General features: G+C 42.4%; 13 protein-coding genes. 8 read left to right on the forward strand and 5 right to left on the reverse strand.

Annotated elements, in window-relative coordinates; all coding sequences use genetic code 11:
• Window positions 1-41: 41 nt before the first annotated feature.
• Both DWV53_RS08580 and DWV53_RS08585 read left to right on the forward strand, forming a co-directional pair.
• Window positions 42-1,769, forward strand: coding sequence for a S41 family peptidase (locus DWV53_RS08580; RefSeq protein WP_118152956.1), 1,728 nt, complete (start codon window positions 42-44; stop codon window positions 1,767-1,769).
• A 3-nt stretch (window positions 1,770-1,772) separates the two neighbouring features.
• On the forward strand, window positions 1,773-2,318 hold the full coding sequence (locus tag DWV53_RS08585) for a 5-formyltetrahydrofolate cyclo-ligase (RefSeq protein ID WP_118152958.1): 546 nt from the start codon (window positions 1,773-1,775) through the stop codon (window positions 2,316-2,318).
• Window positions 2,319-2,338: 20 nt separating this feature from the next.
• On the opposite strand, the gene DWV53_RS08590 is transcribed toward DWV53_RS08585, so the two are convergent.
• Both DWV53_RS08590 and recF read right to left on the reverse strand, forming a co-directional pair.
• Window positions 2,339-2,629, reverse strand: a complete 291-nt coding sequence (locus tag DWV53_RS08590; RefSeq protein WP_118152960.1) for a DUF721 domain-containing protein — start codon at window positions 2,627-2,629, stop codon at window positions 2,339-2,341.
• Between the two features lie 285 nt (window positions 2,630-2,914).
• Window positions 2,915-4,012 (reverse strand): DNA replication/repair protein RecF, encoded by a 1,098-nt coding sequence (gene recF / locus DWV53_RS08595; protein WP_118152962.1) that lies wholly within the window; start codon window positions 4,010-4,012, stop codon window positions 2,915-2,917.
• 209 nt (window positions 4,013-4,221) lie between these two features.
• On the opposite strand from recF, the gene DWV53_RS08600 reads away from it, so the two are divergent.
• The 3 genes from DWV53_RS08600 to DWV53_RS08610 are packed head-to-tail and all read left to right on the forward strand — an operon-like array spanning window position 4,222 to window position 5,859.
• The gene (locus DWV53_RS08600) at window positions 4,222-4,917 is read left to right on the forward strand and encodes a tetratricopeptide repeat protein (RefSeq protein ID WP_118085965.1); all 696 of its coding nucleotides are present in this window, start codon (window positions 4,222-4,224) and stop codon (window positions 4,915-4,917) included.
• A gap of 28 nt (window positions 4,918-4,945) precedes the next feature.
• Window positions 4,946-5,422, forward strand: a complete 477-nt coding sequence (gene ribH, locus DWV53_RS08605; RefSeq protein ID WP_006846254.1) for a 6,7-dimethyl-8-ribityllumazine synthase — start codon at window positions 4,946-4,948, stop codon at window positions 5,420-5,422.
• Window positions 5,423-5,478: 56 nt separating this feature from the next.
• The gene (locus DWV53_RS08610) at window positions 5,479-5,859 is read left to right on the forward strand and encodes a hypothetical protein (protein WP_117586697.1); all 381 of its coding nucleotides are present in this window, start codon (window positions 5,479-5,481) and stop codon (window positions 5,857-5,859) included.
• Between the two features lie 430 nt (window positions 5,860-6,289).
• Here DWV53_RS08610 and DWV53_RS08620 read toward each other — a convergent pair whose 3' ends face one another.
• Entirely contained in the window at window positions 6,290-6,859 is a 570-nt protein-coding gene (locus tag DWV53_RS08620) for a DUF4738 domain-containing protein (RefSeq protein ID WP_118152966.1), read from the reverse strand.
• A gap of 371 nt (window positions 6,860-7,230) precedes the next feature.
• On the opposite strand from DWV53_RS08620, the gene DWV53_RS08630 reads away from it, so the two are divergent.
• From DWV53_RS08630 to DWV53_RS08640, 3 genes are all read left to right on the forward strand, one after another.
• Window positions 7,231-7,902, forward strand: coding sequence for a DUF4230 domain-containing protein (locus DWV53_RS08630; protein WP_118152970.1), 672 nt, complete (start codon window positions 7,231-7,233; stop codon window positions 7,900-7,902).
• 17 nt (window positions 7,903-7,919) lie between these two features.
• The gene (locus tag DWV53_RS08635) at window positions 7,920-8,492 is read left to right on the forward strand and encodes a DUF4230 domain-containing protein (RefSeq protein WP_118081534.1); all 573 of its coding nucleotides are present in this window, start codon (window positions 7,920-7,922) and stop codon (window positions 8,490-8,492) included.
• A 78-nt stretch (window positions 8,493-8,570) separates the two neighbouring features.
• Window positions 8,571-9,947: an alanine/glycine:cation symporter family protein gene (locus DWV53_RS08640; protein ID WP_118152972.1), complete on the forward strand. Its 1,377-nt coding sequence runs from the start codon at window positions 8,571-8,573 to the stop codon at window positions 9,945-9,947.
• 247 nt (window positions 9,948-10,194) lie between these two features.
• Here DWV53_RS08640 and DWV53_RS08645 read toward each other — a convergent pair whose 3' ends face one another.
• Together DWV53_RS08645 and DWV53_RS08655 are read right to left on the reverse strand one after the other, a co-directional pair.
• Complete coding sequence (locus DWV53_RS08645; protein ID WP_022120562.1) at window positions 10,195-10,770, reverse strand: GNAT family N-acetyltransferase; 576 nt, start codon at window positions 10,768-10,770, stop codon at window positions 10,195-10,197.
• A gap of 657 nt (window positions 10,771-11,427) precedes the next feature.
• Window positions 11,428-13,929 carry a glycoside hydrolase family 2 TIM barrel-domain containing protein gene (locus tag DWV53_RS08655; protein ID WP_118152976.1) on the reverse strand — a complete coding sequence of 834 codons (2,502 nt, stop codon included), beginning with the start codon at window positions 13,927-13,929 and terminating at the stop codon, window positions 11,428-11,430.

Raw genomic sequence — 13,929 nt, forward strand, 5'->3', positions numbered from 1 at the left:
AAGATAGATAAAACGTTAGTAAAAAGAGAATTGTTATGAACATGAGTAAGAATAAGACCAACCGCTTTATGCCATTCATCATGGCATTCTGTGTTGTGATAGGCATTATCATCGGAACATTCTTTTCCAACCATTTCTCTGGAAATCGCCTCAACGTTATCAATAGTGGAAGCAACCGTCTGAACAACCTGCTCCATCTTATTGATGACCAATATGTAGATGCCGTGAACATCGACTCGCTGGTAGATAAGGCAATTCCACAGATTTTAGCTGAACTGGATCCACATTCCGTATATATCAGTGCTAAAGACGCAGCTCAGGCCACCGACGATCTGAAAGGCTCGTTCTCGGGTGTAGGCGTAGAGTTTGTCATCCGCCAAGATACAATACATATACAGAATGTGATACAGAATGGTCCTGCCGAGAAAGCCGGACTTTTGGCAGGAGATAAGATTGTAGCCGTAGACGGCAAACCTTTTGTCGGCAAGATTGTAACCAATCAGGAGGCAATGCATCGCCTGAAGGGTCCAAAGGATACCAAGGTGAAAATCGGAGTTATACGATATGGAAGCAAGAAGGTTCAGACCTTTACCGTAACCCGAGGTGAAATACCGACAAAGAGTGTTACAGCAGCTTACATGCTTAACGATAAAACTGGCTATATCCGTATCAAGAATTTTGGCGAGAACACCTATCCGGAAATGCTGATTGCTCTGGCCAAACTCTCACAGCAGGGATTCACCAACCTCTGTATTGACCTTCGTGATAACTCAGGTGGTTACCTGACGGCTGCAGTAAACATGGCAAACGAATTCTTGCCAGACAAGAAGCTCATCGTTTACACACAGGGACGCAAATCGCCTAGACATAACTATATGAGTGACGGTAAGGGTGCCTACCAGAAGATTCCGATGGTAGTTCTCATCAATGAAGGTTCTGCATCATCTGCAGAAATCTTTGCGGGTGCCATGCAGGATAATGACCGTGCTACCATCATCGGACGACGCTCGTTTGGTAAGGGACTGGTTCAGCAACAGATAGAATTCCCTGACCACAGCCTCATCCGTCTGACCATTGCGCGCTACTATACTCCTTCAGGAAGATGCATCCAGAAGCCATATACGCTGGGCGATGACAAGGATTATGAGCAGGACTTGCTTGACAGATACCAGCACGGAGAGTTCTTCTCACAGGATAGCATCAAGCATACAGGACCGGCTTATCATACAGGTAACGGCCGTATTGTCTATGGCGGAGGTGGCATCACCCCAGACATCTTTGTTCCTGAAGATACGCTCGGCATGACATCCTATTTCAAGGAGGCTAGTCTGAGTGGTCTCATCTTGCAGTTTGCCTTCACTTATACAGACGATAACCGTCCGAAGTTGAACAACTTCAAGGAGATGATGGAACTTGCCGATTATCTTGACAGTCAGGACATGGTTGAAAAGTTTGCCAGCTATGCTGATAAACGTGGTTTGAAACGTAGAAATCTTTTAATCAAGAAATCACACAAACTGTTAGACCGTGTCATCGACAGCCGTATCATCTACAATATGTTGGACGAGCAGGCATGGACCCAATACATCAATCTTGATGATCCAGTCATCAAAAAGACGCTGGATGTATTTGAGAACCATGCAGCATTTCCAAAGAAACCAGAGCCAGCCAAAAAACGCGCTGCGAAGAAAGAAAAGATAGCTATGGCGAATACGCCCTACAACTATTCTTCCTTACACCATAATAATTGTATGATAGCAAATGCTTAAGGCATGGACAAGAAAGAATTAAGAAAAATCATAAAAGACAGAAAGCGACAGTATTCCTCAAGACAACTTGAGGAACTGTCGCTTTCTGTATTATCACGTTTAGATTCCAACCCGCATCTTCAGAATGCCCAAACCATACTGATGTACTATTCGCTTCCTGATGAAGTGGACACCCATCATTATATAGACCAACTTGTTTCCAGGGGAAAACGGGTGATACTGCCCGTTGTACTGGACGATACGAATATGGAACTGAGAGAATATTCCGGAGTTCAAGACCTGAAGGAAGGAGCCTATCATATACTTGAACCGAAAGGCAGGATTTATCCGGAAGAGAAATATCCTGAGATAGAACTTGCCGTAATCCCAGGTATGAGTTTCGATATGAAAGGCAACCGGTTAGGAAGAGGAAAAGGCTATTACGACAGATTTCTTGTCCAGATTCCGCATGCATACAAAATAGGCATCTGTTTCGACTTCCAGAAGATAACAGAGGAAGGACTCCTTCCCGTTACACCTACAGATATATGCATGGACGAAATCATATAGAGTATATAGAGCGGGGAATATTAATAAAAGCGTATATCCGCAATAACCTGTGCACCAACCTGTTCATTCAAACGGTTTACAAGAGTAGCACGGCTCATCGTGAGATCAGCCCTCAATGCAGCATTCTCTATCTTTACATAGAGAGTCTGGTTCTTGATAAACTTATCACCACAATATGCAGCAATATTTTCCCCTACTACAGAATCCCAACTCATTATCAGGCGTTTCTGCTGTAAAGGAGTCTCCAAGCCTTCCTTTCTCAGAAATTCGGGCAAGAGTTCTGCTATTGACTTAACTTTTCTTTTAAACATATTCTTAAAATTTTAAGAGGGTGTGTCATAAGTCACATCCAATACGCCCTGAAAGGGCAGAAGCTCCTAGCCCAGGGCATCGCCCTGGGTTATTACAGACGCAAACTTGTCGCCCTGTAAGGGCAAAAGCTTTAAAATACCTGGCAGTATACAAAGCTTTTGCCCTTACAGGGCGTCTTGCTGATTGCCATTATACCCAGGGCGATGCCCTGGGCTAGGAGCTTTTGGGCTTTCAGCCCGACCTTGCTGCCATTATCTGGACTTATGACACACCCTTTTAGTTTTCTACTTTATTATTTCCCCATTCTCTACATAGAATATCGTATGATCTCCCTGCATGTTCTGGAGAATCTTATCCAAATGATCACGGTTCGTATCCGTGATAAAAATCTGTCCGAAATGGTCACCGGCAACCAGTTTCACAATAGCCTCAACCCGCTGTGCATCCAACTTATCGAAAATATCATCTAAGAGGAGCAAAGGAAGCGTATTGGAACTCGTGCGCTGCAGGAAAGTAAATTGAGCCAGTTTCAGGGCAATCACGAAAGTTTTGTTCTGCCCCTGACTTCCCTCTCTCTTCATCGGATAATCACCCAGCAAAAACTCCAGATCATCACGGTGAACACCATGCAGAGAATACCCTACAGCACGATCCTTAAACCGGTCGCGCTGGATAACATCCAGCAAAGGACCTCTCTGACAATGAGAAACATAGTGAAGACGGACTTGCTCCTTATCACCCGAAATCTGCTGATAAATCTGCTGAAACAGCGGAATCAGTTCGTCAACGAAAGCCTGCCGTTTCCGGTACAGCAATTCACCATTACTCGCCATCTGCTGTTCCCAAAGTTCCAGCAGCGTAATATCAGGCTCCTCCTCCATTTTCAGCAAAGCATTTCTCTGTTGCAAAGCCTTATTATAGTTGGACAAAGCCTCTATATAAGAGTAATCATACTGAGAGATGACCACATCCATCAGTTTTCTGCGCTCTTCACTTCCTCCTTCTATCAGAGAAACATCAGATGGAGAAACCAGAATCAGAGGGATAAGCCCAATATGTTGCGAAAGACGCTTATACTCCTTCTTGTTTCTCTTGAAATGCTTCTTGGTACCCCGTTTCATGCCACAGTAAACATTCTCTATCTCCCCCTTATCATTATCATAATTTCCCTCCAGCATAAAGAAAGGCTCATCATGAGTAATAATCTGGGAATCGATAGAATTATAGGCACTCCTACAGAAAGAGAGATAGTAGATGGCATCAAGGAAATTAGTCTTTCCCATGCCATTATGTCCTATCAGACAATTGATTTTGGGCGACAACTCCAGATTGGCGCTCTTTATATTTTTAAAGTTAATAATGGAAATATTCTTTAAAATCATAGTCTCTTTTCTGCTTTTATAGTGCAAAGTTAGCAGAAAAAGAGGAAAAAACAAAAAAAATAGGCTAGAAATTTCAATAATTGAATAAAATTGAGTAAATTTGCAGAAGTTTAGCGGCATTCCACAATTTGAAAGCTAACTTTCTATTGAACAGATTGCCACAAAACCAGAAACGAAAAAGTATAGAATAATAAAAAAGCAAAATAAAAATGGCAAACAACAACGTACAGGCTCAGGAAACAGAGAGCCTAAACATTCGTGAGGCCTTCTTCTTGAAGTACAAGAAGGCAATTATCATTGCAGTAGTAGCTATCATTGTTATTATTGCAGGTGTATTCGGTTATGTATCTCAGATCTCAGGTCCTCGTGAGGACAAGGCTAGCACTATGCTTGCTAAGGGTCAGACCTACTTTGCTAACCAGATGTATGAGCAGGCATTGAAGGGTGATGGCGCTGGCTATGTAGGTTTTACTAAGATTGCTGACGAATACAGCAGCACAGATGCAGGTAACCTGGCAAACCTCTATGCAGGTCTTTGCTATGCAAACCTCGGCAAATGGGCAGAAGCTCAGAAGAGTCTGGAAGCTTTCTCTTCAGAAGACGACCAGATGATCAGTCCTGCTGCTGAAGCTGCCTTAGGTGATGCTTATGCGCATCTCAACCAGCTCGACAAGGCTGTAGATGCTTTCAAGAAGGCTGCTTCTATGGCTGACAGCAAGGCCGAAGATGGTACAAACAACAGTCTTTCTCCTACATTCATTATCAAGGCAGGCGAGATTCTCGAAAGCCAGGGTAAGAAAGACGAAGCTTTGAAGCTTTATCAGGATGCTAAGAAGAAGTATGTTAACGCTATGCTCGTACAGAGTGGCGAAATCGACAAGTACATCGAGCGCGCTTCTAACTAATCTGTACTGATAACAATTCGAAATCAATATGGCAACAGCACTTCATAATTTATCTGAATACGACTTTACTAAAATACCAGACGCCAGCAACATGTGCTTTGGTATCGTTGTAGCAGAATGGAATCCTGAGATAACGGGCGCTTTGCTCGACGGAGCAGTAAAAACACTCGAAAAACATGGAGCTCTCACTGAGAATATCCATGTAAAAACTGTTCCAGGCAGCTTTGAGCTTATCTATGGAGCCCATCAAATGGTTTTGAATGGCGGCTATGATGCAGTCATCATTTTAGGTAGTGTGATACGTGGTGAAACTCCTCACTTCGATTACATCTGCGAGGGTGTTACCTACGGAATTGCCCGTCTGAATGCCACTCAGGAAATTCCTGTTATCTATGGTCTCTTGACTACCAACGATCTGCAGCAGGCTAAGGATCGTAGCGGCGGCAAGTTGGGTAACAAGGGTGATGAGTGTGCTATAGATGCTATCAAGATGGCTAAGTTCTAGTCTTCACAACGAGAGTTGATAAACTGAATGTTATATATATAATAAGGTATAAGCATATGAAACTCTACCAGCTATTGCAGTCGTTTGAATTTGAAGAAATTTTTCCAACAGTCAATGTGATGTTTCCAAATGCACAGTTGCATCGCGATATTTTTGAAAAAGCATTCGATATGCTTTGCAATATCCAACCTATCACATCCAAAAAGGTTATCAAGTTTGAACTGATGGAAGATCCTGACTCAAATGATATGTTTGTTGGAGCAAATGATAGCTGTTTCCAGTCCACATGGGATGTATGCCTGGGAAAGGAAATCAAAAAAGGCAAAGGCGCTGATCTCAATGATGTAGAACTGGCAGCTAACTGCTTACTCAATGTTCTTTTCATCGGACGTCATCCTCAAGGATTTGATAAGGACTACAAAAAGTTATTGAAATAAACTGTCAATACATAATAATCAAACTCCTGAAGTTGTTTGAAACAAACTTCAGGAGTTTTTTTATGTTTCTTCAGTCAGATGCATTGATAAATAAAAGTATCTGAAATAAATAGTGATAAGTATCTTAAAGAGCTAAGAAACGCTTGTTTATCGTACTTCAACTCATAGATGATATCATCAGAGATAACATATCTATTGGCTCAAAGAATCAGATAAATCTGATTGTCGGCAAACGCCAGCAGGGTTGCTGGCATATGGCAGCAATGTTGTCGGCAGCTGCCCGCAAGGTTGCCGGCATATGCAAGCAATCGTACAATTCTAGATATTGGAACTATTAAAACGTAGAGATATGGCTATTTAACCTATTAGCTATTACACTAATAGTATACTAAACAAAGCAAATACTCATACATTTAACGGAAGAACCGCTTTATACCCCATCTTCTTCCTCTTCAGCAGAAGCGTTGGTATCCAACTTCTCATCTTTTGATATAGCGATACTACCCATTCGGGAAATCTTAAGTACCAGAGGTACATATTCATCGCTGGTAACATCAGGCGATCCTACACTTGCTGCGAAGTAAAGATAATCACCTTCTGCTTTCACATACACAATACCAAGCAAAGCACCCATGTCCTGTGTATGTTTGTCAATATAGGATGTGAAATCTTTCTTTGTGAAAGTACGGCTAAAGAATTCAGAACCATCGCTTCTCAATACCTTAACCGAAATTCTGTTATCATAATACTTGGTGTTTTCGTCCAACTGGAGAACCGGAAGTTCCTTGTCAGAACTACGCTTCACCACCACTTTATAATGGGAACCAACCCAGTCAGCCTCCCTGGTCTGCTCATAATCACTCATTTTCTGAGTAGCTTTGTTCACAACCTTAGCCACCGGTTTAGGAGCAATAATGATATTACTCTTCTTCTTTTCTGTACAAGCCGTCAAGCTAGAAATAGCCAAAAGACCTATTAATATATAATCAATTCGTTTCATTCCGTTATTTTTTATTACTGCAAAAGTACATTTTTCTTTTGAAATAGCCAAAGAAAAGAACCGAAATCTACATTCTTACACAAAATCAGATGCAAAAAAGGCGTCTACTTTCACAAGCAGGCGCCCTACATACCTAAATACTAACTAATAAATTTCCTATTGAATCTTACACGATATAATAAAAGTTCAGTTTATGAATTCTAATCGTAACTTTGACGTAAAGAAAATGAAAAGGTTTAATCAAGATATAAAAAAAGTGCTTTTTCTGCTTTTTTTTTTCATTTCTTAGCAAAAGAACATCAAAAAAAACGATTTTGTTTTGTTTTTCGAACAATTTGCCGTACCTTTGCAGCATAATAAAGACATTTAGTATGAAAAAGAGGTTAATATTTATCATTTCTGTATTTTTTGCCTTCATTTCATGTTCGCATCAGCAAACAGAAAAGAAGGAGCAAGTCATCGACACAATACCTGTGATGGTGATGCAGATACAGAAATGCAATCGCTTATATACAGCAGAAGCTCATGTTCATAAGATTATAACACATGATGACCAGCTCAATCTGAAGGGCTCACTGTTCAAGAAAGACTTCAACATTCATGTTCCCGGCTCAAACCGCAAGGTGGCCATTCCGATGGATGCGACATTAAAAGCTTATGTAGACTTTTCAGGATTCTCTGCTAAGAACGTTAACCGACAAGGTGACAAGATAGAAATCATCTTACCAGACCCCAAAGTGATGCTCACAAGCAGTAAAATCAATCACGAAGGAGTAAGACAATTCGTTTCACTCACCAGAAAGAACTACAGTGATGCAGAACTGTCACAATTCGAACAACAAGGCAGGGAAAGTATTATTCGCGATATCCCGAACCTAGATATTCTTGAGCAGGCACGCCAAAGTGCAGCAAACACCCTGATTCCGATGCTACAGGACATGGGATTCGCTGAAGAGAATATCAAAATCAGTTTCAGGAAGAAATTCACTTTCAACGATCTGAAGACTCTTTTGGATAAGACAACTATTGAAAAGAATCACTAAGCGAGGAGAACAATGATATGAAAAGAATACAAATCATCGTACTATTAGCACTGATCCTTATTCTGGGTGGAGCCTTCTATTGGCTCACCAAAGACAACGAGGTCAGCGTGGTACAGGAAGATAAGACAACTCTCTCACCCACTCAGGTAGAAAGCATCGAGAATATCGGTCAATGGGAATTTCTATCTGTAAGTGATGAAGAACTGATAGATACTATACGCCGTGGCTTTTTGGGCGATGACCAACTGGTACGTATCTATTACGGAACGTTGCGCTTGGGTATCGATATGAAGGATGTAAAAAAAGGATGGCTACAAGCCAGCCAGGACAGCATCGTTTGCACTTTACCTCCTATCAAACTGCTGGACCATAACTTCATAGACGAAGCGAAGACCAAGAGTTTCTTTGAAGAAGGCAAATGGACAGGCAGCGACAGACAGGCTATGTATGAGCGTGCTTATCAAGCCATGAAGAAACGTTGCTTAAACCGCACCAATATCTATACTGCACAGGCGAATGCCAAGACTCAGTTTAGAGAGATGCTGAAAGCAATGGGATTCAAAAACGTGAAGATAGAATTTGAGAAATAACAAGGTTATAACACATAAGTAACTGCGTTATCAGGTATAAAAAATATAGATATAAGATAAACATAAAATTTTTAAGAGATGGATGCAATAAACGATTTTTTCACCGCATTTAGTTCATTCCTTTGGGGATGGCCTATGATTATCCTGCTGTTGGGAACCCACATCTTTCTGACCATCCGCTTGCGCTTTCCACAACGCAAGATTTTCAAGGCAATCAAACTGTCTGTAAAGAAAGACAAGAATGCCACAGGAGATGTTTCACAGTTCGGAGCACTGGCAACAGCACTGGCAGCTACAATTGGTACCGGTAACATCATCGGTGTGGCTACAGCTATCGCTCTTGGCGGACCAGGAGCCGTACTCTGGTGCTGGTTAACCGGTGTCTTTGGTATTTCTACCAAATATGCCGAAGGATTACTCGCCGTAAAATATCGCGTAAAGACCAAGCGAGGCACGATGTTGGGTGGTCCTATGTATGCCCTGGAAAAAGGATTGGGCTGGAAATGGCTTGCAGTCCTGTTCGCCCTCTTTGCCGCATTGGCATCATTCGGAATCGGTAGCACGGTACAGGCAAATGCCATCTCTACCCTGGTAGAAAACCAATACGGCATATCTCCATACATTACTGGAACCATCGTTACGGCTTTAGGAGCAGCTGTGATTCTTGGAGGCGTGAACAGTATCGCCAAGGTTTGCGGCATGCTGGTACCTTTCATGGCACTCTTTTATGTATTAGGCTGCATCTACATTCTCTGTGTAAATCATGCTTATTTATTGCCTGCCATCCACGTAATCTTAGACTCAGCATTCACAACAAAGGCTGCAGGTGGCGGCTTCGCTGGAAGTACCGTGATGATTGCAGCCCGCTATGGTATAGCCCGCGGATTGTTCTCTAACGAAAGTGGTCTGGGTTCGGCACCCATCGTTGCTGCAGCAGCCCAAACCCGTAACCCTGTGCGTCAGGCATTGGTTTCATCTACCGGTACCTTTTGGGATACTGTCATCATCTGTGCCCTTACAGGTCTTGTCATCACCTCAAGTATCATAGCATACCCAGACATCGACTATCATAACGGAGCAGCACTCACCAAGGCTGCCTTCAGTAAAATTCCATATATCGGAGCTCCGATATTGACCATCGGACTGGCAACATTTGCATTCAGTACGACATTGGGATGGAGTTATTATGGAGAACGGTGTGTAGAATATCTGAAAGGCAAAAAGTGGATGCTCTGTTTCCGCATAGTCTATATTGCTACTATCTTCCTGGGTAGTGTCATCAGTCTGGGACTGGTTTGGAACATTGCCGACTGCATGAATGCTTTAATGGCGATACCAAACCTTATCTCCTTGCTCTGCCTGAGTGGTATCATAGTGCATGAAACCAGAAAGTATCTGTGGAGAGACCAGTTAGATAAAGACATGGACGAAAAAGAAATAGAGGAATTAGAATAAAAGACACAGAAAGAAAATACCCTGAAAGGGAGTAAAAATACAAAAGCTCGGCATTGCATCACTGCAGACCGAGCTTTTATTATTAAATCAACAAAAACTAATAAAATATCTTTTCTAAAAACCAAAAAACCTATTCGTTATGAACTTATGGTGCAAAGATACTACCGTTTGAGCAATAAACAGCACATTTTCTGTTGATTTCTATACTTTTTATTGGGCAAACGTTTGCACAGTTTGCCCTATCAGATTACAATTTATACTGCAGATGTTTCATTGCATGACCACCCCAAGTGGTATCATTGACATATTGGAAACCAACCTTCGTATAGAGACGCTCCGCTTTCGGATTGCCTTTATCACAAAGCAAACCTACAGCAGGAAGTCCTAATTCTCTTGCGCGAGAGATAGCAGCATCCAACAGTTTAGATGCAATACCTTTTCCACGGTATTGGTTAGAAACTGCCAAACTATCCAAATAGAACTCACCTTCCTCTGTTTCAAGCTCCATAGCCGAATAGTCTATTCCAAAAGCCACGATTGCAGCCTCAATAAAGCGCTTACGTAATCTTTTGACGTCAGCACCATCGTATGCAACCAAGATGCCAACAAGAATGCCATCAGTAGACATAGCAACCAATGTATTCTTATAACTATACTGACTGTCCTCCATCTCTACAAGTTTAGTCATCATACGGTGAAAATCAACCAATGTATGCTGAGGACCAGCAAAATTTTGGCAACACTGCGCATTCATCGCCTCCATGATAAGCGATGCGATATGCGAAGCCTTGTCAGGCGTAGCCTGTTCTATTTGAATTTTCATTATACTATTTTTTGTTTATTGTTTTATTATTGTTATTTCTTTCATGCTCCAGCATCGTGAGGAAATTCTACAAAGATTACTTTTTCATGATTGCAGATTGGGTTTGATGCCTTATCGTTTACAAAGTTACGTATATTTTTTGATAAGAGCAAGTTTTTTATATTTTTTATTCGAAAAAGTTTTTTTATTCGAAAAAAAGATGTATCTTTGCCGCAGGTTTTGAAGCTAAATTTCTATTACTAGTATAATAGAGATACCCAAATCCCTTGGGTCCCAATGCTTCAAAACCTTTTTCGTTTTTAAGAGCGAAAAAAGAGGGTGTGTCATAAATCAGGATAATAGTTGGTGTATAACAGTTGACTACCGCATGCACAACAGGTGTTGTGCATGCGCATATCAGCTGTTATGCAAGCGCACAACAGCTGTTGTGCGACCGAAGATACTGACTGTCTCAACAACATATCCTATCTCTTTCAACAACATATTCTATCTCTTTCAACAACATACCCTATCTCTTTCAGCAACATATCCTATCTCTTCCAGCAACATAACCCATATTTACCAACGACAAGAAGAGGGTGAATCATAAACTTATGACACATCCTCTTCTTCGCAATATAAATCCTTAATGTTTTGATTTTCAGAATATTACTATAATCACAGAGCTACAGAAGCATCCTTTAAGTCTACTGCCTGTGCCTTGAGGGTTCCCTTTCCTTTTATCACAACGACACATTTTCCGAAGAAAGCCTTGCGATGTGAGTCGGTGAAACGCTCCAAAGAAGTCTGACAACCGTTATCTGTTCCCAAAATCTTTGGCGTTTTCAGGAAACCATGACCACTTGCACCCTGTTCACCAGAAACAGAGAAGAAGATCTGGTTATCTGCGTTCGGACAGAGATTGCCATCTTTATCTACTACATTCACCTCGATAAAGGTGGTCGGTTCTGAAGAGCCAAAAGCCTGACAGCCCTGATAGGTCTTCTTCAACACAAGATGATGAGGAGCTCCTGCAGTCTTTATGACCTGCTCTCTAAGAACTTTACCATTCTTTCTGGCTACAACCTTCACTTCTCCCGGTTCAAAGTTTACTCGCCACATCACATGATATTCAGTACTCTTTCTGAAAGCATCGCCTTCGTTCTTAGCACCATAGACAGTCTTCTTACGGATACCCTGACTCTTGCCATTGATAAAAAGTTCTACCTCATCGGCATGATTATAATAACACCACATGTCGATGGTCTGTCCCGGCAGCCAGTTCCAATGAGGGAAGAGATGAAGTACATCTTTCTGAGTCCACTCACTCTGATACATATAATAGCTGTCTTTTGGAAGACCCGCCAAATCGATAATGCCAAAATAACTGCTACGGGCAGGATAAGCATAAGGAGTAGGTTCACCGATATAATCGAAACCGGTCCAGATAAACTGTCCGCCCACAAAGTCGTTGTGCTTCACCACATCCCAGGTTTCTTCGTGGGTACTACTCCATGATGCGTGGAAATTATCATAAGCCGAACACATAAACGATGGATCGGTATAAGGCAACCACCATTCCTTTGGCGCAGTATAAATGCTGTCGCTAGGCATCATATAGTAGCCACGAGTCTGCAAGGCAGAAACACTCTCCGACAGAATGAAAGGCTTGCCAGGGAAATTCTTTGGCACATCCTTCACCCATTGATGGTGATAATTGAAACCTATAACATCAATAGCCCCACTCTTAAAGAGGTGATTCTTCGGGTCGGGCTCATTGCAGCCAGCAGTAACAGGGCGATAGCCCCAAGGATCATACTCCTTCACGATTTTTGCAAGATGCTGGGTAAGAAGCGAATTGACACTCAGTTCATCGCTATGTGCCAAAGTTGAAGCATCATGACCGGCATTCAGAATCAGGTTAGCCTGCTCCAGACTGAGCGTATCAGCAGCCGCATCCGACCATTGTTCGAGAACCTCATTACCGATACTCCACATAATGATACTTGGATGGTTACGGTCGCGCTTGATGAGATCTGACAGATCTTTCTTATGCCATTCATCGAAGAAACGGGCATAATCGCCATTCGATTTCTTGCGGCGCCACATGTCGAAACTCTCGTCCATCACGAGGAAACCCATCGAATCGCACATGTTCAGGAGTTCTGGTGCCGGAGGATTATGACTGCTTCGGATAGCGTTCACGCCCATATCGCGAAGGATGGTAAGCTTACGGTGCATCGCATCTTCATTGACGGCAGCACCCAGGCAACCGAAATCATGATGCTCACAGACACCATTAATCTTGAGATTCTTGCCATTGAGGAAGAAACCCTTCTTTGCATCAAACTTCACATCACGGAAACCGGCAGTTGTCGTAGCAACATCCACTACCTTCCCATTTACTAACAGCTCGCTCTTGACTGTATAGAGATATCCCTTTCCGATGTCCCAGAGATGCGGATTCTTCACCTTGAGTTTCTGTTCCTGAACACCCTGACTCTTGGCTACGATCTTTCCTGCAGCATCATAGATGGTGTTACGGACAGAGAGTTTCATCTTATTACCGGAAGCAGCGAAATCCACTTTCACCCTGACATCACCCTGTGGAGAAGTTACCACATACTGTCCCCATTGAGGAATATAAGCAGATTTCATGGTTTTGGTGAGCCAAACATGGCGGTAAATACCGCAACCGGAATACCAGCGGCTGTTAGGCTGGTCGCTGTTGTCTACCTTCACAGCAATGACATTATCACCCTTCTTATTAATATAAGGTGTAAGATCATACTCGAATGTACTGTATCCATAAGGGCGGGTTCCGAGTTTATGACCATTGATATACACGGTAGAATTCATATATACCCCATCAAAGGTGATGGTAAAGCGGTCATACTTTTCCTTCGGATTTACCGAGAAGTGCTTACGGTACCATCCGATGCCACCCGGCAATGCACCACCACCGGATCCCGAAGGATTCGAAGGAGAGAAATCGCCCTCTATCGCCCAATCGTGAGGAAGAATCAAACTTCGCCAATGCCGGTCTGAATAATCAGATTTCGACATTCCGGCACTATCTGCTAAAGTGAAAAGCCAGCCTTTATCAAAAGACTGGCGATCACGGGCGCTCAACGACTGAGCGCCCAATAGAAAGATTGCTAAAGCAAATATCTTCTTCAT

Origin of the sequence: Segatella copri (genome assembly GCF_003465495.1) — a bacterium.
Classification (GTDB): domain Bacteria; phylum Bacteroidota; class Bacteroidia; order Bacteroidales; family Bacteroidaceae; genus Prevotella; species Prevotella copri_G.